At 69.8% G+C, this 22,992-nt stretch carries 20 protein-coding genes and 3 pseudogenes; 10 read left to right on the top strand and 13 right to left on the bottom strand.

Annotated features, from left to right (window positions below; all coding sequences use genetic code 11):
* The first annotated feature begins 122 nt into the window (after window positions 1–122).
* The 4 genes and pseudogenes from KUM49_RS38970 (at window position 123) to KUM49_RS38955 (ending at window position 3,448) form a co-directional block, all read left to right on the top strand.
* On the top strand, window positions 123–1,073 hold the full coding sequence (locus KUM49_RS38970) for an NAD(P)-dependent oxidoreductase (RefSeq protein ID WP_217241671.1): 951 nt from the start codon (window positions 123–125) through the stop codon (window positions 1,071–1,073).
* Between the two features lie 63 nt (window positions 1,074–1,136).
* Window positions 1,137–2,150 (top strand): RNA-binding protein, encoded by a 1,014-nt coding sequence (locus KUM49_RS38965; RefSeq protein ID WP_217241670.1) that lies wholly within the window; start codon window positions 1,137–1,139, stop codon window positions 2,148–2,150.
* A 148-nt stretch (window positions 2,151–2,298) separates the two neighbouring features.
* A pseudogene (locus KUM49_RS38960) lies at window positions 2,299–2,835 on the top strand (GNAT family N-acetyltransferase).
* 55 nt (window positions 2,836–2,890) lie between these two features.
* Window positions 2,891–3,448 (top strand): hypothetical protein, encoded by a 558-nt coding sequence (locus KUM49_RS38955; RefSeq protein ID WP_217241669.1) that lies wholly within the window; start codon window positions 2,891–2,893, stop codon window positions 3,446–3,448.
* A 24-nt stretch (window positions 3,449–3,472) separates the two neighbouring features.
* Here the strand turns inward: KUM49_RS38955 and KUM49_RS38950 are convergent, their stop codons facing one another.
* The 3 genes from KUM49_RS38950 to KUM49_RS38940 form a co-directional block, all read right to left on the bottom strand.
* Window positions 3,473–4,006 (bottom strand): GNAT family N-acetyltransferase, encoded by a 534-nt coding sequence (locus tag KUM49_RS38950; RefSeq protein WP_217241668.1) that lies wholly within the window; start codon window positions 4,004–4,006, stop codon window positions 3,473–3,475.
* Window positions 4,007–4,226: 220 nt separating this feature from the next.
* Window positions 4,227–4,889: a response regulator transcription factor gene (locus KUM49_RS38945; protein WP_217241667.1), complete on the bottom strand. Its 663-nt coding sequence runs from the start codon at window positions 4,887–4,889 to the stop codon at window positions 4,227–4,229.
* Complete coding sequence (locus KUM49_RS38940; protein ID WP_217241666.1) at window positions 4,886–6,013, bottom strand: sensor histidine kinase; 1,128 nt, start codon at window positions 6,011–6,013, stop codon at window positions 4,886–4,888. Before KUM49_RS38940 ends, KUM49_RS38945 begins: the two co-directional genes overlap by 4 nt.
* A 241-nt stretch (window positions 6,014–6,254) precedes the next feature.
* Between KUM49_RS38940 and KUM49_RS38935 the strand changes: the two genes are divergently transcribed.
* The gene (locus KUM49_RS38935; protein WP_254402448.1) at window positions 6,255–6,632 is read left to right on the top strand and encodes a DUF6223 family protein; all 378 of its coding nucleotides are present in this window, start codon (window positions 6,255–6,257) and stop codon (window positions 6,630–6,632) included.
* Between the two features lie 119 nt (window positions 6,633–6,751).
* Here the strand turns inward: KUM49_RS38935 and KUM49_RS38930 are convergent, their stop codons facing one another.
* The 3 genes and pseudogenes from KUM49_RS38930 to KUM49_RS38920 all read right to left on the bottom strand — a co-directional run bounded on the left by KUM49_RS38930 (window position 6,752) and on the right by KUM49_RS38920 (window position 10,732).
* Window positions 6,752–7,333 carry a hypothetical protein gene (locus KUM49_RS38930; protein WP_217241665.1) on the bottom strand — a complete coding sequence of 194 codons (582 nt, stop codon included), beginning with the start codon at window positions 7,331–7,333 and terminating at the stop codon, window positions 6,752–6,754.
* A 104-nt stretch (window positions 7,334–7,437) separates the two neighbouring features.
* Entirely contained in the window at window positions 7,438–9,210 is a 1,773-nt protein-coding gene (locus tag KUM49_RS38925) for an ABC transporter permease subunit (protein WP_217241664.1), read from the bottom strand.
* A gap of 6 nt (window positions 9,211–9,216) precedes the next feature.
* A pseudogene (locus KUM49_RS38920) lies at window positions 9,217–10,732 on the bottom strand (ABC transporter substrate-binding protein).
* Window positions 10,733–10,906: 174 nt separating this feature from the next.
* Here KUM49_RS38920 and KUM49_RS38915 point away from each other — a divergent pair.
* Window positions 10,907–11,095: a hypothetical protein gene (locus KUM49_RS38915; RefSeq protein ID WP_254402447.1), complete on the top strand. Its 189-nt coding sequence runs from the start codon at window positions 10,907–10,909 to the stop codon at window positions 11,093–11,095.
* A 196-nt stretch (window positions 11,096–11,291) separates the two neighbouring features.
* On the opposite strand, the gene KUM49_RS38910 is transcribed toward KUM49_RS38915, so the two are convergent.
* On the bottom strand, window positions 11,292–11,972 hold the full coding sequence (locus tag KUM49_RS38910; protein WP_217241663.1) for a polysaccharide lyase family 7 protein: 681 nt from the start codon (window positions 11,970–11,972) through the stop codon (window positions 11,292–11,294).
* 243 nt (window positions 11,973–12,215) lie between these two features.
* On the opposite strand from KUM49_RS38910, the gene KUM49_RS38905 reads away from it, so the two are divergent.
* The 3 genes from KUM49_RS38905 (at window position 12,216) to KUM49_RS38890 (ending at window position 17,557) form a co-directional block, all read left to right on the top strand.
* Complete coding sequence (locus KUM49_RS38905) at window positions 12,216–14,552, top strand: Tat pathway signal sequence domain protein (protein WP_217241723.1); 2,337 nt, start codon at window positions 12,216–12,218, stop codon at window positions 14,550–14,552.
* Between the two features lie 207 nt (window positions 14,553–14,759).
* A complete protein-coding gene (locus KUM49_RS38900; protein ID WP_217241662.1) occupies window positions 14,760–16,676 on the top strand; it encodes a glycoside hydrolase family 97 protein in 1,917 nt (638 codons plus the stop codon).
* Window positions 16,677–16,996: 320 nt separating this feature from the next.
* Window positions 16,997–17,557 (top strand): DUF899 family protein, encoded by a 561-nt coding sequence (locus KUM49_RS38890; protein WP_254402446.1) that lies wholly within the window; start codon window positions 16,997–16,999, stop codon window positions 17,555–17,557.
* A 136-nt stretch (window positions 17,558–17,693) separates the two neighbouring features.
* On the opposite strand, the gene KUM49_RS38885 is transcribed toward KUM49_RS38890, so the two are convergent.
* From KUM49_RS38885 to KUM49_RS38875, 3 genes are all read right to left on the bottom strand, one after another.
* Complete coding sequence (locus KUM49_RS38885; protein WP_254402445.1) at window positions 17,694–18,077, bottom strand: SH3 domain-containing protein; 384 nt, start codon at window positions 18,075–18,077, stop codon at window positions 17,694–17,696.
* A 258-nt stretch (window positions 18,078–18,335) separates the two neighbouring features.
* Window positions 18,336–18,641 carry a peptidoglycan-binding domain-containing protein gene (locus KUM49_RS38880; protein ID WP_308406952.1) on the bottom strand — a complete coding sequence of 102 codons (306 nt, stop codon included), beginning with the start codon at window positions 18,639–18,641 and terminating at the stop codon, window positions 18,336–18,338.
* A 184-nt stretch (window positions 18,642–18,825) separates the two neighbouring features.
* Complete coding sequence (locus KUM49_RS38875; protein ID WP_217241660.1) at window positions 18,826–19,230, bottom strand: peptidoglycan-binding protein; 405 nt, start codon at window positions 19,228–19,230, stop codon at window positions 18,826–18,828.
* A gap of 376 nt (window positions 19,231–19,606) precedes the next feature.
* Here KUM49_RS38875 and KUM49_RS38870 point away from each other — a divergent pair.
* Window positions 19,607–19,939: pseudogene (locus KUM49_RS38870) on the top strand (ATP-binding cassette domain-containing protein); the annotation flags it as partial.
* On the opposite strand, the gene KUM49_RS49210 reads toward KUM49_RS38870, so the two are convergent.
* The 3 genes from KUM49_RS49210 to KUM49_RS38855 form a co-directional block, all read right to left on the bottom strand.
* On the bottom strand, window positions 19,881–21,476 hold the full coding sequence (locus tag KUM49_RS49210; protein ID WP_308406951.1) for an acyl-CoA reductase: 1,596 nt from the start codon (window positions 21,474–21,476) through the stop codon (window positions 19,881–19,883). The pseudogene KUM49_RS38870 and the gene KUM49_RS49210 sit on opposite strands and share 59 nt — an antisense overlap.
* 262 nt (window positions 21,477–21,738) lie before the next feature.
* Window positions 21,739–22,209, bottom strand: coding sequence for a hypothetical protein (locus tag KUM49_RS38860; RefSeq protein WP_217241659.1), 471 nt, complete (start codon window positions 22,207–22,209; stop codon window positions 21,739–21,741).
* A gap of 396 nt (window positions 22,210–22,605) precedes the next feature.
* On the bottom strand, window positions 22,606–22,848 hold the full coding sequence (locus KUM49_RS38855; protein ID WP_217241658.1) for a DUF5302 domain-containing protein: 243 nt from the start codon (window positions 22,846–22,848) through the stop codon (window positions 22,606–22,608).
* Window positions 22,849–22,992: the final 144 nt, after the last annotated feature.

The raw sequence follows: 22,992 nt of genomic DNA, 5'->3' as shown, positions 1-22,992 counted from the left end.
GGTTGGTGCCGCCGCAGCATGGATCAGGCGTCGCACCAGGAGGGCAGCAACTCCGCGTGATGCCACGGGTATTCGGCCCAGATTGCGCTTCAGATGCATCGGCATCAGGCAGGAGTAGACCTATGACCGGGCACCACCGCGCTCCCGTGACCGTCGTCGGGCTGGGCTCGATGGGCAGCGCATTGGCTGAGGCCTTCATTGACGCCGGACACCGGACCACCGTCTGGAACAGGACAGCATCGAAGGCCGTGCCGCTCGTGTCCAAGGGCGCCGTTCACGCGCAGACCGTGGACGCGGCAGTCGCGGCGAGTCCGCTGGTCATCGTCTGTCTGACCACATACGAGAGCACCATCGAGGTCCTGGAACCGGCCGCTGCCACGCTCAAGGGGCGGGCTCTGGTGAGCCTGAACAGCGGTTCGCCGGCCGGTGCCCGTCAGATGGCCGAATGGGCGCTCGGGCACGGCGCGCGATACCTCGGCGGGGCGATCAAGAACGTGCCGTCTGCCGTCGGAGCTGAGGACACCCTCCTGTACTACGGCGGCGACAACACCGTCTTCGAGGAGTTCGCGTCGACGCTGCGGGCGTTGGGCGGTGACACCGTCTACCTCGGTACCGACGCCGATCTCGCCGCCTTGTACGAGATGGCGGTGGGTGGCACCCTGCTGCCCGCGCTCGTCGGCTTCTTCCAGGGTGCGGCAGCTCTCCAGGCGCGTGGACTGGAGGTGGCCTCAATGGTGCGGTTCAGCATCAAGTGGTTCGATATGATCAACTCGGTGCTGCCGGTCTTCGCAGAGGAGATCGACCGCGGCGACTACAGCAAGCCTGCGTCCTCGGTAAGTCTGTTTCTGGCTGGAGCCGCGCATGACGAGGAACTCGGCAAGGAAGCGAACCTCGACACGGAGTGGCACAAGCCCTTCCATGACTTGCTTGAGCGAGCCGTCGAGGCCGGCTACGGCGACCACAGCATCTCCGCCCTGACGGAGATACTCAAGAACCCGGCGCCGCACACAACTTGCGAGGACGCGGAACAATCACCCAGCCACCTGGATCGCAGGCCAAGCACGCTCAACTAAAGCCGTCCCCTACCAAACGCCGCGACACCGGCTGGGGTTGGGTATCCGAGGAAGGGTGGGGTCATGCCGGCCTACGTCTACCGCGTCACGAAGTACGATCCCGCTGACAGTGACGAACACGGGCACTGCACGGGCGCCGAGGACACCCGCAGTGACCACGGCGAGGTCGAGGCGTCCTACCTCCAGGCGGTCGCTGCATTCGCCGCGGAAACCGGCGTCGACCACTTGGTCATACGGGAGCCGCAAGTCTCGTCTTTTGTCCACTTCGGGCTTGAACCGGTGGTGGACGGCTTTGGACTGAAGGGCCTCTTCCCGCCCGCTCGGCATGGCTCGTCCGAGCCAGTTGTCCCGCCCGGCTTCCACGACGGGGCACAGGTGCCGCTGAACACGGGCCTCGAACTGGTCAGGGCGATGCTCCGCGACAACGGGGCATGGTGCCGACTGGAAGTCGAGGACGTATTCACGGTTCACGTGGGCTGGGATCAGTACCTCTACATCGGCAGCAGCCGGAACTGCGAGGCGGCTCTGGCGCAGACCAGTGCGCTGGGGCTGTTCCCTGAGCGCCTGGCGTCCTCCCCTTACGACATCAGCTGGGAGGTTGAGGGGACAGACCCTCCGCGGGCGGCTGACGACGCCTTCTGGGACGGGCTGCGCCGGGCGGTAGCCACCGGCCGCATCGGGGTCCTGGAGGAGACCCACGTCGAAGGTGCCGCGCGCTGGCACCGTCTCACCTGCGACACCATCGACACGGTGCGCGCCGGCCTGGCACCCCGTGCCCGATTGGCCGCGTGGCCGCCCCTGTCCTCCGACATCGACTCAGTCCTTGCCTCCTTCCCCACGGACGGCCTCGTTGAAGGGGTCTGGCAGGACAAGGACGGCCGTATCCGCAGTGTCTTTTGCGACGAAACAGCCTTCCCCGAGCTGTCCTCCCTGATATCCGCTGCGAGCGCGGCCTCGCTCAAGTCCGGGTATGCGGGCGAGGACCTGCCTCTCTACACCGCTGTCATGCCGGACAGCGACGGAGTGGTACGGGCGCGGTGGCAGACCGACCCCACTGCGGACGATCAGGACCACTAGGCACTGTTTTGCCGGATCATGTGCGAAGCCAGATGGTGAGGGCCGCGGGGCTGGCGCTTGTTGTAGTGCTCGCTGTCGAAGCCGATGCAACGACCGCCTCGGGAACCGCGGTTGCCGCGGTGCCGAGCCGGCTGATTGGCTGGCCGGCATGACTGAGCTCGCAACCGTCGCCTGGCCACCTGCCCCGGTCAGGACCGAGAGGCTCGTGCTCCGCGAGCCCGAGATCCGGGACCGTCCGGCGGTCATCGAGTTGCTGGCCTCGCCAGAGGTGGGCACCTACCTCGGTGGCCCTCGACCGCGTGACGAACTCGAGCGCGAGACGCCCAGGGTGCCCAGTCGGCGTCCTGGGCTTTTTCATAGTCGATCTCGAAGGAGCGGTGATCGGCCAGGTCACGCTCACCAGCGAAACGGGACACCTTCGTCAGGCTGCCGGGAAGGCCGAGCTCGGTTACCTGTTCCTGCCGGAGGCGTGGGGCCACGGCTACGCCGCCGAGGCGTGCGCAGCGGCCTCGACTGGTTCGCCGGCGCACTTCCCGGCGAACCAGTGGCACTCGCCACCCAGACCGCCAACCTCCGCTCGATGCGCCTCGCGGCGAAGCTGGGGTTCACCGAGGTGGAGCGGTTCGAGGACTACGGCGCCGAGCAGTGGTTCGGCGTGTGGTCCTCGATCACTCCGTCCGATTGAGTCGGAACGTCTCCCACATCACCTTGGACCACACCACATCAGGCGAGGATCAGCCTTGACCCCGCATTCCCTGGCGTTCTACGTGGACGTCGTCACCACCGGCACCCTGCTCGGCGTCGGCTTCACGGATTCTCCCGACCACGTCACCGAGGTCCTTGGGCCGGACTTCGCTGAGGACACCTTCGGCGACAACAGCATGTGCCGTGACTACGGCCTCGCCGAGTTCTACTGGGACCGCGCTTCCGCCCACCACCCCTGGTCGGGGCACCACTTCACTCTGCAGGTGCACCGGCTCGCGTACCGGGACCGCACCCTCGTCAACAACACGCTTCGCGCCCGGTACGGGCGGTTCACTCCCAGGCTTCGGTTCGAAAAACTGCAACGTCTGCTGGTGCGCCGCGGTGTCCCCCTGTGGGAGATCCCGGAAATCCCGGCGAGCGCCCCGTATTTCCGTACCTTCTGGCAGCCCGATTCCCAAGTGGCCGTCTCCGTCATAGGCACCTACGGCGAGTACAGCACCCCGGACAATCTGCGGGTCGGCGACGTGTACAGCGTTCATGCCCCGGTGGCTGCCAAGGAAGTGGAGTGGAGGAGGGCACGGGTCGGGTTTTGACCCTCCCGCCTCCGCTCAGCGGTCCTACCCCGTGAACGGCCGGTCGCGCAGGCCCCGGGCATACCAGTCCAGCCAGGTGCCATCCTCTGCCCGAAGGCGCTCGCGGTGGACGAATCCCGCCCGGAGCGCCACGGCGGCGGATCCGGGATTTTCCGGCTCCACCCTGATCACTGCCTCGGCCGCGCCCTCGCTCGCCGCGTATCGGGAGGCCAAGTGGACTGCGCGGGTCGCCAGACCCTGGCCGCGATAGGACGGATACAGCCCGTAGGCGATGTTGACTTGGCCGGGGGCCAAGCCTTTCTGCGCGAACCGCACATCGATTGTCCCCGTGAGCGTGTCACCGGCGCCCGATCGGATACCGAAAGCACGGAGCGGCCCGGCGGTGTCCCACTGTTCCAGGCAGTGCCGAATGTATGCCTCGACTCCCTGACGTGTCCCGGGACCTCCGCTGAGCCGGCGCACCAGCAGTTCGTCCTCCCCCGCAAGGTGCGCCTTCACATCGTCCAAGCGCAGCGGGGACAGGGTGACGATCCCATCGGAGAGCTTCACAGCGTGCATCCGGCGATTATTGACGTCAGCACCTCATCGCACGAGCGGATTCTGCGTTCGCGACGTCGCGGGTGGCGACCGAACCGAGCGAGGTCACGCGCTCTGAGTACGCGGCCTCCGACGCAGCGAGCACGTCGTGTCACGGACGCGACCGAGCACGCGTCGTTGGCGCAGCCCGCGCGGCGACTCGCCTGCTCACCACGAGGCGGGTGTTGTGCGTGACGCACGGTCAAGAGTTGCGTGGGGTCACCAGGCCGGACTCGTAGGCATGGACCACGAGTTGGGCCCGGTCACGGGCCTGAAGCTTGGTCATGGCCCGATTGATGTGGGTTTTCGCGGTCAGCGGGCTGATCACCATGCTTCCGGCGATCTCGTCATTGGACAGACCCCGCGCGACCAGGACAACAGCCTCACGCTCCCGGCTGGTCAGCTCCTCCAGCCCCGTGCCGATTCCTGCGGGGATCGACTGGGTGACGTACCGGTGGATCAGCTTGCGGGTGATCGAGGGAGCGAGCAGGGCGTCGCCACGAGCGGCGACGCGTACGGCGTGCAAGAAGTCTTCCGGCATGACGTCCTTGACCAGGAACCCGGCAGCGCCGGCGCGCAGGGCGTCGAAGACGTACTCGTCCAGGCCGTAGTTGGTCAGGATCACCACGTGCACCCCGGCCAGGGCCGGGTTGGCGGCGATGCGCCGGGTCGCCTCGATGCCGTCGACACCCGGCATCTGGATGTCGATGAGCGCGACGTCCGGCAGGTACTCCTCGGCACGTTGCAGACCCTCGCCGCCGTCGGCGGCCTCGGCCACCACCTCGATGTCGTCCTCAAGGTCGAGAAGGGCGCGAAATCCACTGCGAATGAGGGGCTGGTCGTCGACCAGCAGGACACGGATCATGACGTCCGGTCCACGGGGAGTTCGGCCTGGACGGTGAAGCCGCCCCCGTCATGTGGTTCGGCGCGCAGCCAGCCGCCGAGGGCGGTGACGCGCTCGCGCATGCCCACCAGCCCGAGGCCGGGCAGCGGGGCGGTGGCCGATGTCGCCTTGCCGTCGTCGTCGATGCGTATGGCGAGGGAATCCGGAAGGCAGTCGATGCGGACCACCGCGGTGGTGGCGTCGGCGTGCCGGGCGATGTTGGTGAGCGCCTCCTGCACGATCCGGTAGACGGTACGGTCCACCGCGGCCGGTACGTCGTCCCGCCGCCCGTCGATTGTCAGCGTGGCGTCCAGGCCCAACGTCCGGGATCCTTCCACCAGCGCCGGAACGTCGTCGAGCCCACGCGGCGGGGTCGTGTCGTCGTCGCGCAACGCCTCCAGCGTGGCGCGCAGTTCCCGGCTGGCCTCACGGCCCGCCTCCTGGATCGCCAGCATCGCTTCCGGTACCTCCTCGCCAAGTCTGCGGGCCACATGGACCGCGACTTCGGCCTGCACCTTGATGACCGAGATCTGATGAGTGAGCGAATCGTGCAACTCCCGCGCGATGCGCAGCCGCTCCTCATCGGCGCGACGTCGCGCGGTCTCCTCCCGGGTCCGCTCGGCCTCCTCCGCCCGCCGCTCGGCCTGCCGCACCGCCTCCCCCGCGGCGAAGGCGGCGATCAGCCAGGCGATCTCGAGCACCCCGCCGCCTCGCCCGAACGCCTCGCGCACGGGCTCGTCCTGGAACACCAGCGCCGTGAGGTGGAGAGCGAAGACCGTGGTGAGGGACACCGTCACGGTGATGGCACGGTGCCCGGCCCGCACCGCGCCGTACACCGCGACCAGATAGGAGACCGCGAGCACGTCGAACCCGGCCGCCTGATACCCCACCGCACACAATCCGGTAGCGGCCAGGACCAGAAGCGGAGCCCGGCGGCCGGCGGCCAGCACCAGCCCGCCACCGGCCAGCAGCGCATAGCCGAGCAGATCGCTGTTCGCCGTGGAACTCTCACCGGCCAGACCGGTGCCCACCAGCAGCGCCGCCACGCCGACGGCGACCGCCCAGTCCCAGACACCGGCCGGGACACCGCATCGCCTTCTGTCCATACGCGCACCCTAGCCGTGACGCCACAACGGGCGAGTCCCGCTCACGAACGAGCGGCCGGCTACCGCGCCCGCGGTACCGGCGTGGTCGTCTGCCGCACCCGCAGCAGGCGTATGGACCGCCGACAGCAGCGCGAACTGTCTGCGTTCGCCGGACGACTGACGGCGGGCCCGACGGACATGCTGGGCCGACATCGCATCGCACCGAGGCGACATCGCTTCGCAGGAGACCAGGAGGCCTCTCATGGCAGTCGAATCCGTGTTCGCCGCACCGGCAGCCGTGCACGTCGCAGTCCAGTCGGCTGCCACCACCGGCCTGACCTCCGGGCGACTGGTGGGCACCACGGCCGCCGTCGTGGCACTGGCCGGCGTGGTCATGGGTGGACTGGCCCTGGCCCGCTCCGCCCATCGTCCCGCCTTCGGCACCAGGCGGAACAGGGCCCTTACGGCCCTGGCGGCCGGACTGGTCGGCCTCGTCATGGGCGTAGTGAACCTGACCGTCGCCGACGGCGGCCCCGGCACCGGCAACGGAGTAGTCGCCGGCGCCATGGCCCTGGCACTGGGGCTGATCGGCACGGCTCTCGGCGGCCTGGCTCTGACCCGCGCTCGGCGCACCGGCTGACGGCGTCGGATACGCCTGAGAACCCTTGCCCAGGCCGAAATGACTGGCCGGCGTCTCTTCCCTGCCGGCGGTCGGCGCGTGGCGATCATGGCACGCGTTCGGCGGGCGGCGGCCCGTTCTCACACCTGGCGTTTCCAGACCAGGTTCCAGCGTTCTGCGCGGGCGGCCTCGACCCCGGGGGCGGGCTGGGTGGGCCGTCCGGCGAGGCTTGCCCCGCATCCCGCGCAGAGCACGTGTGCCGTGAACCCGTCATGCCAGGACTTCGTACCGTGGTCCGCTCGGCAGACCGGGCATTCGGTCAGATCCCCCGAAGGAGCGCGCAGGATGCGGGGCATGACTGCCGTGAGCGGTTCGGCCGGGTGGAACTCCGGATCGGGGTACCAGAGCCGGCGTCGTGGCTCGGGTGGGTTGGGAGTGCGCATGCCCGCGGCCTTCTGCGCGCGGCGGCGGACCTGCCACTCACGAAACTGCACCAGCCAGACTTCCCGCGCGGCGTGCAGTTCCTCGACTGCCCGCGCCACCGCCTCAGAGTCCATCTCGGGCTGGGCCGGAATCCCGGCGCTGCGGCACAGGTGGTGATAGGTCGCGTGGAACCCGTAGGGGGCGAACTCTGTGATGCACGTGCGCAGCGCCCCGAAGCGCTGCACCGGTGACCGCGTACGGTCGTGCGCCCGCAGGTGATGTGTGGTGAAGCTCCCCATCATGCGAGCCTAACGAGCTTGTCCCGTGGTGAGGGGAGAGGGCCCGCCGGTTCTTCAGGTGTGCGATGCGGCGGCGACCGCTCATCGGGCCGGCCGTGTTGCTCTCACCGGTTGGCCGTTCGTCGGGCGCTGCTCCGGCCCGCGGCAGTACCGGATACGGCCAGAACGGAGAGCAGGACGAGCGCGCCCGCTGGACCGAGTACGGTCCAGGGCGCCAGTTCCACGTACGGCTGGTTCTCCGACAGAAGGCGGCCCCATTCCGCGGTGGGCGGCTGCTCACCCAGGCCGAGGAAGCCGAGGGAGGCCAGTACGAGGACGGTGGTGGGCAGGCGCAGGAGGGCGTTGCGCAGTACGGCGGGCAGGGCAGCGGGCAGCAGGTGATGGCGGAGCAGATATCCCGGGCCGGCACCGAAGGAGAGGGACGCGAGCATGTGGCCACTGGCTCGTTCCTGTTCCAGCAGGGCCGCGGCCTGTGCGGCGTAGGGAGTCCAGCCGACCAGGCAGACCGCACCCGCGGCACCCCACACGGACGGGCCGGTCACCGCGGTCGCCAGCATGCCGGCAAGGACGGCCGGCAGGGTCGACACCGCCTCCGTCAGGCCCGCCCCCACCTGAGCCGCCATGCCGAGCAACAGCCCGGTGACGGTGCACACCGCCGTCACCGCGAAGGCCACGCCCACGGTACGCAGCGCTCCATGGCCCAGCCTGGCCAGGAGATCACGGCCGAGCGCATCCGTGCCCAACGGGTGTGCCGGCGAGGGCGACAGCAGCCGTGCCGCCGTGTCCACGTGCAGAGGATCGCGGAACAGTCCGGCGATGACCATGGTGAGCAGCGCGGCGGCGCAGGCTCCGGCCACCCAGTGACTGCGACGGCTTCGCGGGAGGGTCGGCGGGTGCAGGGCGGGCAGGGCCCCGTCCCGCAGTGCCGGGCCGAGCAGAGCGCGACGCACGGCCTGGATGAGCAGGCCGGCGGCGGTGCCGAGCAGGACCAGGACGAGGGCGGCGGTCTGCAGGGGCGGAAGGTCCTGGGCGATGGCGGCGTCCAGGGCGAGGCGGCCGAGCCCCGGAATGTTGAAGATCTTCTCCACCGCGACGGCACCGCCGACCAACGACACGACGGTCGGCAGGAGTTGCGGGAGCACACCGGCCAACGTGCGACGCAGCGCATGCCGGGCGATGCGGCCCGGCGCGAACCCGTGGGCCCACCAGGTGCGCGCCCACGGCTCGTGGAAGGCGGCGGGCAGGGCCTGGTCGAGCAGGCCGCCGATCATCGCCCCCGACGGCACCCCGAGAGCGAGCGCGGGCAGCACCATGGACGACGGTCCCGCCCAGCCACTGGACGGGAACCAGCCCAGCCACACCCCGCCCACGGTGGCGAGCAGGGAGGCGAGCAGGAACTTGGGCAGCGCGGCCAGGACGGCGGCCCCGGTGGCCCCTCTCCCCCGGCGCAGCCGCCGCCGCGATCCGAGATACAGCGTGCGGGCACTGACCAGAGCGGCCACCACGAGCGTGACCACCAGCGCGCCGAGCATCAGCGTGAAGGAGACCGCGAAGGCTGCCGTCACCTGGGGCAGGACCGCTTCGCCGGACACCCAGGAGGTCCCCGCGTCGCCACCGAGCAGCCCGCTCAGCCAGTGCGCCAGGTGGGTGAACGGCCCGTCGTCCAGGCCAAGTTGTTCACGGATGGCGGCAAGCTGCGCGGGGGTCGGGTCCTGGTCGGCCGAGCGGGCCCGCAGGACCGTCAGCGCGGGGTCGTTCCCGGACAGCCAGGGCAGCAGGGCCACGGCGGTCAGCAGCGCCGCCCCGGCCACGAGGCGACCGAGGCCCGCGCGCCACCGGGCCGGGCCGGCATCGGCACTGACCGATCTGACGCTCATACGCCGCTACTTCATGCGGGTGTCGACGTCGATCAGCGAGCGCTCGCGAGGATCGAGGAGCACGCCCTCGACCTCGGGGGCGATGCCCTGGACGACCTTCTCGTGGACCAGGGGTACGACGGCGTCGGTGCGCAGGATCGCCGCCTCGGCCGACATGATGTTCCGCTGTCGCTTCGCCGGGTCGCTCTCCTCGGCGGCGGACTTGATGGCCTGGTCGACCTTGGCGTCCTTCAGGCGGGCGATGTTGTACACGCCGTCGCTCGTGTAGTCGCTCGCCAGATACGCGACCGCGTCGCCGGTGTCGAGGAGCGTCACCCGGGAGAAGACGAGGGCGTCGTACTTGCCGGCGAGGAGGTCGGCCTCCATCTGCGTGTACTCGCGTACGTCCTGCTTCGCGGTGAACCCGGCCTTCTGCAGTTGCTGTTGCAGGACGGTGGCCGCCTCGGGCAGTTCCGCGCGGTTGGTGTAGGTGGCCAGGCGCAGTGTCCGGCCCTTCGTCTTCGACCTGACCTGTGCGGTGGTCGCGGCCTCGGCGCGGCCGGTGACGGTGACGCGCTTGTCTGCCGCCCAGGGCACGGCGGGGCCGAACAGGCCCTGCGGGGTCGGCGTAACCGCCGAAGACCGAGTCGACGAGTGCCGACCCGTCCACGGCCGCACGGGCCGCCGCGCGCAGCGCCGGGTCGGTGAAGAGGCCGCTGCCGGTGTTGAGGACGAGGCTGTCGGTCCGTACGGACGGCACTTCGTGTCGGGTCTTGTCGTCCAGCAGCTTCGCCTGGGCGGTGGGGATCCACTCGGCGATGTCCACGTCGCCGCCGCGCAGGGCGTTGGCGCGGGCGGTGCCGTCGGCGATCCAGGTCACGTCGATGCCGGGCGCCTTGGCCTTGCCGCCCCAGTAACCGTCGTAGCGGTCCAGTGCGGCCTTGGTCTTGCCGGTCAGCTTCGTGATCTCGAAGGGGCCCGTTCCGGTCCCGACCGGGCTGACCGTGACGTCCTTGCCGTACGCCTTGGGGGCGAGAATGGCGAGCGCTGGGCTGGCGAGCCGCAGCGGGAGCACCGGGTCGGGGCTCTTCGTGGTGATCGTGACGGTGTCGGTGTCCTCGGCCTTCGCCGTGAGCGTCACGTCGCTCAGGACACGGGGCTTGGGCTCGGCGGCTTGGGCGTGGTCGAGGGCGTTCACGACGGAGTCGGCGGTCATCTCGGTGCCGTCCTGGAAATCGGCCTTGCGGAGCTCGAATGTCCAGGTGGTGTCGTCGGCCTGCTTCCAGGACTTCGCCAGCGCGGGCGCGGCGGCACCGCTCCTGTCCAGCGCGGTGAGCCCTTCGGCCACGGACAGCTTGCTCAGCACGGTGGCGTCATTGCTGTACGGCGACAGCGCCTGCGCCGGCGGCACCGCGAGAGCGACCCTCAGCCTGCTCGCCGCCCCTTCTTCCCCGCCCGTGCCGCCCTCTCCGGACACGAAGCAGCCGGCCAGCATCGGGGTGAGAGCGAGCGCCACGAAGAGACCGCGGGAGGTCGTACGCATGGGGGTCCTGTCGTGCGGGAGAGGTGGTCTGGTCCCCTGACCGCCAGAACGGGTGGAGGGGCCGCGTCAGCATATAAGGCATGCCTTACCTGATCCACCTCAGTAGGTGAAGTCTCAACCAATGAGATCAACCCGTGACGTGCCCGCAACGAACCATCCCAGGCCAAGCGGCCGATGCGGCAGCGGTGGCTCCTCGTCCTTGCCCTTGTCCTCGCCCGCGCAGGCGTCGCGCTCGACGGCGTCAGCCTGCTGCGCCGGGTCACCTTCCAGGCCGACGAGCCCCAGGACGCGCTGGCCCTCACCCGGTACCTCGACATCCACCTCGTGGAGACCCGACGCAACGCCACGTCCGCCGACTCCTAGCGGGCGGGCACGACGACGCCCACACCATGCTGAGCAGCTCGGTTGGCGAGGGTTGCCGACCGAGCCGCTCAGCCCGCCGAGGTGGATCCGGGGTGGCGTCCCGGTGGCGGCCGCCCGCCAGTTCCATGCCCGCGAAGGCCGGCTGGGTCTGCTGCGGGACACCGGGGACCCCCGCTCGGGGCTGCCTGCGCTGAGGTCACCTCTTCCAGTAGCGGATGTTGCGGAAGCGGGCCTCGGCACGGCCGGAGCCGTGGTGGTACACGCCGTTCTTGAAGTAGCGGGTGGCGGGGCCCCGGTCGTCGACCGTCAGGACGAGGGAGTCGTCGAAGTAGACCTTGACGGTCCCGGTCCCGCTGCTCGCCTGGTGGGCGATCTTCACGTTGAACCAGGTGTCGTAGGCACCCGTCTTGAGCACCGTGCCGTCGTAGCGCCGCACGGTTCCGCCGTTGGTGTTGTAGGCGTTGAGCATGATGTCGGTGGCGGGGGTGCCCGAGGGACGGACGCTCCGCAGGGTCTGCACGAAGGAGGCTCCGTCGGTGCCGGACGGGATGTAGACGTCGGCGTCCCACATGTGGTTGCCGGTGGTGTAGTCGGCCCTCCAGCGCATCTCGGTGCGCGGGTCGGTCGAACTGCCCTGCTCGAACGGCTCGTCGGTGGCGTACACCCACATGCGGTGGACGCCGCCGCCGTAGCTGTGCCGGTCGCCGAGGTCGAGGTTCCAGGGCTTCTGCCAGTTGTACGTGAACGCGGTCTGCGTCCAGCCGTCGGTCGGGTCGGCGGCCGGCGCGGCACCGGCGAGCGGAGCCGGCGGCAGGGCGAGCGCGGCACCTCCGGCCAGTAGGCCGGCTCCTGTGCGTAAGACGGATCTCCTGTTCAACGCGTGTCCTTCCGGTGAGGGAGAAGGCTGCGGAATGCGAACGCAGGCAACCCCAATACATCGGAGGAGTCAAGCCCTTCGACCAAGAATGATGATGTGGGCGTGAAGTCCGAATCCGCCCATCGATGCGCAAACTCTGGCCGAAAACAGAGGACTGTTAAGGTCATTGACAGATGCATGGCACATGCTTAGGTTCCCGATACACCCGATGTATCGATGATCCGTCAGGTCTGGAGGACGATGATGACCTCGCAGCCGGGGAAGCATGCGCCGGTGCCCCGCAGAACCGTGCTCGGCACCGCGCTGGGCGGAGCGGCAGCGGCGGCCCTGCCCGGAACGGCACACGCCGGACAACCCTTGTCAGCCGAGCAGTTGGCAGACGCCACGCCAGTTGCCGCAGGCGGCAGACGCCCCTGGAGACTCCGCGACACCATGGCCACCGACCGCGCCTGGGACACGTTCCTGCGCGGCCAGGACCTGCTGTGGACCAGGCTGCCCACCCGCTGGTACGAAGGCCCGTTCCTCGGCGACGGACTGCTCGGCAGCATGGTCTACCAGGAGCCGGGCGCCAACCGGATCCGCTTCACCGTCCAGCACGGCCGCGTCCAGGACCACCGGCCCGAGCTGGGCAGCAGCTGGGGCACCTGCCGCCTGCCGGTCGGACACCTCACCCTCGATCCGGTCGGCACCATCACCTCCGTCGACTGGCGGCTGAGCCTGTGGAACGCCGAGCTCACCGGCACCGTCACCACCACCGCGGGCACCCTCACCCTCTCCGCACTCATCCACGACGAGGTTTTCGCCGCCCGCGTGACGGCCGACGGCGGCGAACAGGTCACCTGGACGTTCCACCCCGAGGAGGCCGTCAGCCCCCGGCGCATCAGCGAGGCCCCGCCCGCCGACTACACCGTCAACCCGCCCTGGACCACCCGCACCGCCGACGACGGTACCGAGCAGGTCCTCCAGCCCCTCATCGGCGGCGGCCAGACCGCCACCGCGTACCGCCGCACCGGCGACGAACTGCTGCTCAGCGTCGGACACAGCTTCCCCTCCGACACCGCCGCCGAGGCCGCCTCTCTGCGCAACCTCCGGCGCGCCGCGTCGTACCGGGCCCTCAGACGACGGCACACCCCCTGGTGGCACGCCTTCTACCAGAAGAGCTTCGTCTCCTTCCCCGATCAGCGCCTGCAGAGCTTCTACTGGATCCAGCTCTACAAGGTCGCCTCCGCCAGCCGCGCGGGCGGCCCCGTCATGGCCACCTCCGGGCCGTGGCTGGAGCCCACACCCTGGCCCGCCGTCTGGTGGAACCTCAACGTCCAACTGGAGTACTGGCTCATCCACGGCGCCAACCACCTGGAGCTCGACTCGCTCGCCACCACGCTGCGTCAGAACCAGGAACAGCTCATCGCCAACGTGCCGGCCGCCTACCGTTCGGACAGCTCCGGTGTCGGCCGCAGCTCGGACATGTTCGCCACCCGCACCGTCGGGATGCCGGGCACTGGTAACGAAGCCGGCAATCTCACCTGGGCACTGCACAACGTGTGGCTGTCCTACCGGCACTCCATGGACGAGTCGCTGCTGCGCGACACGGTCTTCCCGGTGCTCCGCCGGGCGATCAACTACTACCTGCACTTCCTCACCCCGGGCAGCGACGGCAAGCTCCACCTGCCGAGCACGCTCTCCCCCGAATACCCGGTCGTGCCACCGCAGGACACCAACTACGACCTCGCTCTGATCCGCTGGGGCTGCCAGACCCTCATCGAGTCGGCGGAAGTGCTCGGCGTCGACGACGAGTTGGTTCCGCGCTGGCAGGAGGTGCTGGCCAAACTCACGCCGTACCCGGTCGACGACAACGGCTTCATGATCGGCGCCGGCACCCCGTACGCCCAGTCGCACCGCCACTACTCGCACCTGCTGATGGTGTACCCGCTGTACCTCGTCAACTGGGAGCAGCCCGAGAACCGCGACCTGATCACGAAGTCGGTGGTCCGCTGGCAGGCGCTGGCCGCCGCCCACCGGGGCTACAGCTACACCGGGGCCGCCTCCATGTACGCGATGACCGGCGACGGCGACACCGCGATCACCTACCTGCGAAAGTTCTTCGACCCCACCACCCGCTACCCGTGCCAGGCCAACACGCACTACACCGAGGCCGGTCCGGTCATCGAGACGCCGCTGTCCGCCTCGCAGTCCCTGCACGACATGTTCTGCCAGAGCTGGGGCGGCGTGATCCGCGTGTTCCCGGCCGTCCCGTCCGCCTGGGCGGACGTCACCCTGCACGACTTCCGTACCCAGGGCGCTTTCCTGGTCAGCGCCGTCCGTAAGGCGGGGGCAACCCGGTTCATCCGCGTCAAAAGCCTGGCGAGCGAGCCTCTCAGACTCCGCCACGGCCTCAGCGGGACCCTCACCGTGCTGCTGGACGACGGCACCCCGGCCCGCACCCAGGACTTGGGCGACGGCACCCTCGCCATCGACCTGCCCCGGGGTCGCGAGGTGCTCGTCCACTCCGGCACACGGCCCGACCTCACCATCGCACCCGTCGCCGTCAGCGAACCGGGCCCGGCCTGGGGCCTGCCGTAGCGGCCGTCCGCACGCACCAGCGCAGGGACCTGTCGTAGCGGCCGTCCGCACGCACCAGTACGAGGGCCCGCCGCCATGGTGGCTGGCCCCGAACGTCACCCGCCTCGGCCCCCGAACGCCCCCCGTGCGGCCTGCCTGGCACCCCGCACCCCGGTGAGCCGGGCACGACCTTGACCGACACCCCACCTCATCCCCCAGGAGGGCCCCATGGCGGTTCCGATCAGAACCGCGGTCGCCGCGCTCTGCGCCGGACTGATGGCCACACTCTTCACGACCGTGCCCGCGCGGGCCGACCAGGACGCCGGTTCCGCCGGGCGCGTCTGGTCGGTGTCCGGCCCCGAGCGCGCGGCAGCGGCGCGCGAACCCCGCGCGCAGGTGTCCCTGGACGCGACCGCCGGCACGCTGAGCCTGTCGGTGTCCCGTGGCGGCCGGACGGTCATCGAGCCGTCGCCCGTCGGCATCGTCACGGAACGGGCCGACCTGTCCCAGGGCCTGCGCTTCCTGCACCGCAAAGAACGGCTCGTCGACGAGCGATACCGGACCAAGTCCGGCAAACGGCTGGAACGCCGGGCCCTCATGAACGAAACCCGCCTGTCGTTCGCCACCTCCTCCGGCGCCCGCCTCGACCTCGCCGTCCGCGTCTCCGCCGACGGCGTCGCCTACCGGTACATCCTGCCCGCCGGGTACGGCGACGTGCTCGGCGAGACCTCCGCGTTCAACCTGCCGCCCGACGCGAGCGCATGGCTCGGCACCTACCGGGCCGACAACGAGGGCCGGTTCGCCCAGTACACCGCCGCGACCGCCCCCACCGGCGCGTACTCGCACCAGGCGCTGTTCGCGACGGACGGCGGATACACCCTGCTCGCCGAGTCCGACCTCACCGGCGCGTACTCCGGCGCCCGGCTCGCTCACGACCAGGGCACCGGCACCTACCGGATCAAGCTCGCCGACGACCGGGTCCGGACCGACGGTCCGCTCGCCACTCCCTGGCGGGCCATGGTGACCGGCGACCTCGCTACCGTCACCCGGTCCACCTTCACCGACGACCTCGCCCCCGCCTCCCAGGTCGCCGACTCCTCGTGGATCCGGCCCGGCACGGTGCTGTGGACCTGGCTCGCCGGCGGCCGCGAGGCCGGTCAGAGCCTCGCGGCGCAGAAGGCGTACGTCGACTACGCCGCCGAGCGGAACTGGCCCTACGAGGCCGTCGACGCCGGCTGGTACTTCAAGGCCGACGAGTGGGACACCACCGACCCGAACTGGCAGACCAACAGCTGGATGCCCGAACTCGTCGACCACGCGCGCGCCAAGGGCGTCGGGATCATCGTCTGGATCCACCAGCGCGACCTCGACACGCCCGAGGAACGTGCCCAGTGGCTGCCCACCCTGGAGCGGTGGGGCGTCAAGGGCGTCAAGATCGACTTCATGGACTCGGAAGCACAGTCCACGCTCCAGTGGTACGACGTCATCCTCCGGGAGACGGCCGCCCACCACCTCATGGTCAACTTCCACGGCTCCACCATCCCCAAGGGCATCCAGCGCACCTGGCCGCAGGTCATGACCCTGGAGGGCGTCAGCGGCGAGGAGAAGCGCACCAACACCGCCGCCCACCTCACCACCCTGCCCTTCACCCGCAACGTCATCGGCTCCATGGACTTCACCCCCGGCGCCTTCCAGCGGGTGGGCCTGCGCCCCAACTCGGACGCGGCCGAGGCCGGGCTCAGTGTCGCCTACGAGTCGGGCCACCAGATGTTCGCCGGCACCCCCGAGTCGTACGACGCCCGGCCGCTCGCCCGTGACTTCTTCGACCAGGTCCCCGCCGCCTGGGACGACACCCGGCTGCTCGCCGGCCTGCCCGGCCGGGAGGCCGTCCTCGCCCGCCGCAGCGGCGACCGCTGGTTCCTGAGCGGGGTGTACGCCGGCGCCGCCCGCACGGCCGGAGTACCCCTGGCCTTCGGCCCCGGACGGTGGCTGGTCGAGACGGTCCGGGACGGCGCCGACGGGCTCGTGAAGGACCGTCAGGTGCTGCGCGGCGGCGACACGCTCAGCGTCGATGTCGTCGACAACGGAGGCTTCGCCGGGATCGCCTGCCCCTGGCGCCCGGGCCTCACCACCTGCCACCGCTGAGCGCTCCGCCGGCCGTGTCCGGCGGATGTTGTAACTGCCCCAGCCTTGTTGATTGGCATGCCCATGGCGGCTGATCCATGGCGGGCGTGGACTCCGCGTCCTACCGGGCCCACGAACACGCCGCGGGAGCACGTAAGAAACCCCCGCGGTTTCCAGGAAGGACACACGCCCCTGCAGCACCGCCCCGATGAGGGTCTGGGATGCTCGCCCCACCGCTTCGCGGGAACCGGATGCGCACCACCGGCCGTCGTTCAGGCGCGGGTGTAGCCGCCGTCGGCGAAGAGTTCGGCGCCGGCGACGAACGACGAGGCGTCCGATTCATGTGGATCTTCGACACCGATGCCGACGGCGCCGAGCAGCCCCGCGACACCGGCTGCCCCAGCTGCTCCTCCGCAGCCGACCAGATCGGCAACCTGCGGCAGCTGCACGTCCGCAACACGACGCTGGTCGCGGTGAGCCGCGCGCCGTACGAGAAGCTCGCCGCGTTCCGCGAGCGGATGGGCTGGACCTTCCCCTGGTGCTCCTCGTACGGAAACGACTTCAACTACGACTTCCACGCGACCGTCGACGGCCGGATCGCACCGGTACAGATCTATCACCGCACGGAGGCAGAGATGGCCGAGGCCGGGATGCCATGGTCGGAGAGCATGCGTGGTGACTGGCCGGGCATCAGCACGTTCCTGCGCGTCGGGGACGAGGTGTTCCACACCTACTCCACGTTCGGCCGAGGCATCGAGGAGTTCCACAGCGGATACCCCCACCTCGACCTCACCGCGCTCGGCCGTCAAGAGGCATGGGAGGAGCCTAAGGACCGAGTGGTCCCCCTCGGCCTCCACCTCGGCGGCCCCGCCCTGCGCATCCCCGACGAATACGACACCTGACGACTGCGCAGGTGGCCCTGGCATGACTGCCGGCCCAGGGGGACGACATGGGCTCGGTCCTCGCCCATGCCCACACGACGCGGGTGGCCGCCGCGCGTGGGGTCGTCATGGCCGGCCGATGTCCGGCTGCCGACGGTCAGAAGCCGCAGTACACCGAGCTGCGTTCGTCACTGAGAACGTCGCTCCGCAGCCAGCCTTGTACGCCGGTTCGGGTATTCCGTGCATATGTCCAGGCCCACGTGAAGCCCTGCGAATCCGGCGCGCCCCAGGTGTAGCAGTGGTAGTCCAGCGCGTCTCCGGAGTAGGCCAGCCCGTTGCTGGAACACCCGGTGCTGGAGCCGGAACGCATGTGGGCACCGCTCGCCGTGGCACGCCATGAGCCGCCGTCCCGGTCGGATGCGGTTCTCCCGCAGTTCGCGTATGCCTGAGCGCCGCTCGCGGTTGCCACCGGAGTGATCACAGCCGCCGCCAGGGTGAAAGCTGCTACCAGTGCGCGGTATTTGGAGAGTTCGGCTTTCATCGATGCGCGTACCTTTCGGATCGGATTGCTTGGCTTCCCGTGCACTGATGGGCGGGCAACATCTGATACGGCACTCCATCGTCGGATCCTGCCGGCCCGGATCGGCGAGACCTTCGCCGCGCCTGGACCATGGCCTGCAAAGCTGTCCAGGAAGGCTTCACGGGTCGGGGCGAACGTCCGTGCCGTATCGAGGAAGCCCAGATGCGGCCTGGTCCGACAGCCTGATGGCTGCCCGACCAGGCGGTGCGTCAGTTCGACCTAGCAGTAGTTCGTGTTGTTGAAGTTCGCAAAAGCGGCCCTTGTCTGCGCTCCGGCGACCCCGTCGATGCCCACGTCCAGCCAGTTCTGCAGCGCCTTGATTGTTCCGGTCCCTACGATGCCGTCCACGACGAGTCTGCCGTCGACGTATTCGCCGTAGTAGTTGAAGAACCTCTGGGCCGCCTTCCAGCTGCCGGTGCCCAGCTGTCCGTCGATCGTGCCCGGGTCGAAACCCCATCCACTCAGCCAGCACTGCCAGTGCTTGGCCTGGGTCGTGGTCAGGCCGAGGTTGTTCACCGCGAGCACGGAGGCGTCCTGGACGTTTACCGCAGGCCTGGCAGCCGGCTGGGACGCCGCGAAGCCAGTACTTGCACCCGCAAGGCTGCCAGCGGCGATCCCGATGACGGCAGCAGCGCTTACAAGGGCCCTCGTCAGAGAAACTGGCACTGTATTTTCTCTCTCCTGTTGGTTGTGGCCGGTGTGCTGCGGATTAGGCGGATCGCAGGACGCGCCACGTCTGGGGGCCGACGATGCCGTCGACGCCGATGGGGCTCACATCGCGGTTCCAGTCGGCCTGAAGTGCCCGCACCGCGCTCTTGGTGGCGGCGCCGTAGTCACCGTCCACGGCCAGGTCCGGCCCGTTGTGCGAGACGTGGTTGTTCACCAGGCACTGGATCTCACGGACGCTGTTGCCGACGGCGCCCTGCTGGACCACCGTGTTCCAGGCCCAGCTGTAGTCCGCGGTGAATCCGGAGTACCCGCCACTGGTCTTCCAGTGGATGGAGCAGGCGGCAGCGACGGAGACGGAAGGCTGTGCGGCCCAGGCCGCGGTCGGAGCGCCGGCCAGCAGAGCGGCCACGGCGGTGGTGGTCGCCGCGAGCGTACGGATGCGCATGGGTGGTTCCCCCTGTCGGTCATGGTTGTACGGTCGTGATCGCGGTCTCTCGCGATCAGGGGGGAGCTTTTCAGGAGCGGGGCATCCGGGCGTTCACCGCTGGGTTGACTTTCCGGGTAAACCACGGCGGTAGGTCCTGGCGCCCTCAACCCCAGGGGGTAGGCCCACGGTGAGGTTTCCCGACCTCAGCCGTTGTCGCCTGCGGACGTCGGGGAGGTTGCGAGTGACTCGTGCTGGCCCCAGGTGATCAGGTGCACGGGATATCCGCCTCGCTGAGCACCGAACCGAGACCGCCCGAACCGGATGCCCTGCGATTGCGCCGAAGCCCGGCCCACCAACTACTCCGGAAGGTCGACCACCCCGCCTCAGGAGCAAAATGGCCGTCAACCTCGTCCATGTCGAGAACGTCAGCAAGGCGTACGGGACCCGTGCCCTGCTCGACGGGATCTCGCTCGGGGTGTCCGAGGGGGAACCGGGTCGGTGTCGTGGGTCGTGACGGCGACGGCAAGACCACCCTCATCCGGATGCTCGCCAAGCTGGAGGAGGCCGACGCCGGGCGCGTCACCCACTCCGGTGGCCTGCGTCTCGGCGTGCTCACCCAGCATGACTCCCTCGAAGTGAGCGGCGTCGGATCGAGCTCGCCAAGCTGCTCATCGACGAGCCCGATCAGATCGTTCTCGACGAGCCCACCAACCACTTCGACGTCGACTGACTTCGGCGTTCGGGTCTGGATCTGTGTCGGGACCGGTGACGCGGTCCGTTGGGGCTGGTACGCCGGAGGCATGCGGTATCCGGACGGGGCGGGCTGACCGAGGAGCTGCGCAGGCGCCGGGAAGAGGTACGGATGCGGCCGTTGACCTCTTCGAGGAAGGCATGGAGGTCCCGTGCTTCGCGCGGGAGTTACGGGTGAGTAGGAAGCCGGTTTGCTCCGCCAGGCACCAGGCACCAGGCACCAGGCAGAACATGGACGGGCATGGGGCAAGGACGGTGCGAGCCTGACCCGGTGACCGGTTGATCAGCCCTGGACACCGATCGGACGCTGCGAGCCCTCCCCACCGCGGTGGGCTGAGCACGGGTCTGGACGCGCCTGAGCACCTCGGCTCTGCACGCCACCTGCCGGTACGCCTCCCGTCCCCTCCGGCACGGACCTCGCGGCCCGGGTTCGGCGCGGCGCGAGCCGCTACTCGTCGTTCACCCACCGCATGAGCCGTTGCAGCGGGGTAGAAGCCGTCGTGGGCGAGGCCCGGCGGCATGCCGCCCGCTCTGCCGAGCGAGACCACGCGCTGAACGCCGGCGCAGGCGAGGGCATCGCGCAGTTCCGCCTTGCGGGTGTCGGGGTACACGCCGACCGTCTGTGTGGCGACCCCGGCGTGGGCGACCGCCTCGGCCAGCGCGCCGACGGGAACGACGTCGACGATCTTTCCGTCGGAGTGGAAGCCCACCGGTTCGGGAGAGCGGATGACCAGGCCCCGGCCGTCGTATCCGCCCCACGCCCGGTACTCGGGCTCCATGGAACGCAGGACGTCGATCTCCTCGCGCAGTTCCGCCGGGACCCGCGGGCCGCCGGCCGAGCTGGACTCCCTTGCCACCCCGAGGCGTTCGTACAGCAGGGCGGCGTAGCGGTCCGCGTCGTCCCAGGACCCCTCGACGAACTGGAAGCGGCTGGCCACGCACGCCTGCTGGTTGAAGAACGTGGCGTCGGCGGCGCCCGCGTCGGCCGCCAGGGCCAGTGCGTGCGGGGATTCGAAGGCCTCGCGGCCGATCAGGGAGATGGACGTCCTGGGGTCGAAGGACACGAGCTCGAATCCCGGGCCGACGTATCTCGGCGCCCCCCGGATCGTGGCCTCGCCGCCCCAGGCGACCAGCTTGTCGAAGAACTGCGGGCGGAACAGCACGCTTTCCACCGTCTCGTCGCCGCGCCAGTACACCGCGGAGTACGAGCGGACCACGGGGTGGCCGGGGGCGACCGCGGCCATGGTGCGCAGGATCGCGGTCGCGGTGAACAGGTCGTTCGAGGGCAGCTTCAGCAGGTTGACGCCCTTGGTGAGCGCGCCGCGCACGACGGACATCGCCGCGACGCCGGGTGCGTTGCCGGCCATGATGTGCACCAGGCGCGGCGGGAACGCGCGGATGGCCGCGAGCCTGTCGTCGGGCAGCCGCACTTCGCGCCAGCAGTCGAGGACGTCCGCGCCGCCGAGTTCGTGGTCGATCTGGGCGTACAGGCCGGGCGCTGGAAGCTGCGCCACAGTACGGCGTAGGCACGTTCGAGCACCTCGGCGGGCAGCGGGCTGACCCGGACCATCCGCTCCAGAGCCTCGGCGAGGAGCCCTTCGCGGTCCGCCACCGCGTACTCCACACGCCGAGGACCATGTCCTTGGCCGGCGCACCGATGGTGAATTCGGCCGTGGCGGTGACCGACAGTCCGGCCAGGAAGTCCGCTTGCGCGCTACGGGCGGCCCGCGCAGCGTGACCCAGACGACCACGAGTCGACGAAGACCGGGAGCAGCGTCATGACCGCACGGCGGCCTTCCGGGCGCGGAACTCGTTCGCGTAGCCCGCGCCGATGGCGAGCAGGGCGGCGGCAAGAAGGAGGGACACGGTCGCCCAGTTCATCCACACGTAGCCGGGATCACTGGAGTAGACCGTGCCGTCGTCGCGGACGCAGTCGAAGCGGAGCGGCAGGTACGAGGAACGATGGTGAGAGAGGCCCTGTTTCGTTTCCGCGTCGAAGCCGTCGCGGCAGTCCGGAGCGGGAATCGAGTCCGCGCCGTCGCCGAACGCCTGCTCCGACATCGAAACGGCAAGGAATCCCAGCGAGTAGACAGCCGCGGCCGCCCACGCGGCCGTTCCCGCCGCACGGCGCAGCAGATGCACCGCCCAGGGCTCGGGCCGACCGGGGAACACCATCGCGACGACCCTCGCCGCGGCTATGAGCGAGCCGACGGCGCAGGCCGCGGTGAGACCGAAAGCCACCAGCACGCCCGTCACTCCCGTCCGGGCGGGGGCAAGGTGTGAGAGACAAGAGGGGTGGCACGCATGCGGCCACCTCATCAGCGCCGAACCGACCCGTCTGTGGCGGAAGCCACTCCTCCCGTCACAGTCAAGTCACAGCAGGCAGAGGCTGGGTGGGTCCGTGTGAGTCACGGTCTGCGCACAGGCCTTGAACGGGGCTCCCCCACGCTCCGACACACCGTCAGGCGTCCGGCTGCCCGGACGCCTGACAACGTGGCAGCACCCTTCAGCAAGATGGTCATGTTGGGCGCGGCCAAGCACAGGGGCAGAGGTCGCAGCCTGTTCATGACTGCGCGTGCCGATTTGGGAAAGCACGGCAGCCGGACCGTGCCCTGCCGAGTCCCCTCCGGCGGCCGTTTGGACTCAGCCGCCGCTCTTGCGCCGAAACGACCGCTGGCTCGCAGCCGGGCCGTGCGCCCCGCGGATCTTCGACGCGTCCGTGTTCGCAGCGAGGGCGGCCGCGTCCGCCTGCATGCCCCGCTTGCGCGCCAGGGCCTCCCGGAACTTGCGCTTCAAGTCGTCCTGGCCTTCGTCCTCGGGCGCCGGCGCGGGCTCCTCGATGTCGGCCGGCTCCGGACTTTCCTGCGCTGAGGGCTCTGCAGTCATGGTGGCCTCCTGGATCGGGCAGTGGGAAGCACAGCTTGTCACAGGCCATGAGGTCCGCGGTCAGACCCCGGTGCGGCGCGCGTCCGCGAAGGTCGGCGAGGGCCCTCACGCCCGCCGGCGGCCGGCTCCTCGTGGAGGTCATGG

The sequence above is a fragment of the Streptomyces sp. AC555_RSS877 genome (assembly GCF_019049245.1).
In the GTDB taxonomy this organism is placed as follows: domain Bacteria; phylum Actinomycetota; class Actinomycetes; order Streptomycetales; family Streptomycetaceae; genus Streptomyces.
This window is presented reverse-complemented; position numbering and strand designations above follow the sequence as displayed.

What these genes read in the sequence shown, in the direction of transcription:
- KUM49_RS38855 (WP_217241658.1), bottom strand. Translation starts at nt 22,848, where the DNA reads ATGACTGCAGAGCCCTCAGCGCAGGAAAGTCCGGAGCCGGCCGACATC.
- KUM49_RS38890 (WP_254402446.1), top strand. Translation starts at nt 16,997, where the DNA reads ATGTGGATCTTCGACACCGATGCCGACGGCGCCGAGCAGCCCCGCGAC.
- KUM49_RS38945 (WP_217241667.1), bottom strand. Translation starts at nt 4,889, where the DNA reads ATGATCCGTGTCCTGCTGGTCGACGACCAGCCCCTCATTCGCAGTGGA.
- KUM49_RS38885 (WP_254402445.1), bottom strand. Translation starts at nt 18,077, where the DNA reads ATGAAAGCCGAACTCTCCAAATACCGCGCACTGGTAGCAGCTTTCACC.
- KUM49_RS38935 (WP_254402448.1), top strand. Translation starts at nt 6,255, where the DNA reads ATGGCAGTCGAATCCGTGTTCGCCGCACCGGCAGCCGTGCACGTCGCA.
- KUM49_RS38900 (WP_217241662.1), top strand. Translation starts at nt 14,760, where the DNA reads ATGGCGGTTCCGATCAGAACCGCGGTCGCCGCGCTCTGCGCCGGACTG.
- KUM49_RS38970 (WP_217241671.1), top strand. Translation starts at nt 123, where the DNA reads ATGACCGGGCACCACCGCGCTCCCGTGACCGTCGTCGGGCTGGGCTCG.
- KUM49_RS38905 (WP_217241723.1), top strand. Translation starts at nt 12,216, where the DNA reads ATGACCTCGCAGCCGGGGAAGCATGCGCCGGTGCCCCGCAGAACCGTG.
- KUM49_RS38940 (WP_217241666.1), bottom strand. Translation starts at nt 6,013, where the DNA reads ATGGACAGAAGGCGATGCGGTGTCCCGGCCGGTGTCTGGGACTGGGCG.
- KUM49_RS38950 (WP_217241668.1), bottom strand. Translation starts at nt 4,006, where the DNA reads ATGCACGCTGTGAAGCTCTCCGATGGGATCGTCACCCTGTCCCCGCTG.
- KUM49_RS38915 (WP_254402447.1), top strand. Translation starts at nt 10,907, where the DNA reads ATGCGGCAGCGGTGGCTCCTCGTCCTTGCCCTTGTCCTCGCCCGCGCA.
- KUM49_RS38930 (WP_217241665.1), bottom strand. Translation starts at nt 7,333, where the DNA reads ATGGGGAGCTTCACCACACATCACCTGCGGGCGCACGACCGTACGCGG.
- KUM49_RS38965 (WP_217241670.1), top strand. Translation starts at nt 1,137, where the DNA reads ATGCCGGCCTACGTCTACCGCGTCACGAAGTACGATCCCGCTGACAGT.
- KUM49_RS38925 (WP_217241664.1), bottom strand. Translation starts at nt 9,210, where the DNA reads ATGAGCGTCAGATCGGTCAGTGCCGATGCCGGCCCGGCCCGGTGGCGC.
- KUM49_RS38875 (WP_217241660.1), bottom strand. Translation starts at nt 19,230, where the DNA reads ATGCGCATCCGTACGCTCGCGGCGACCACCACCGCCGTGGCCGCTCTG.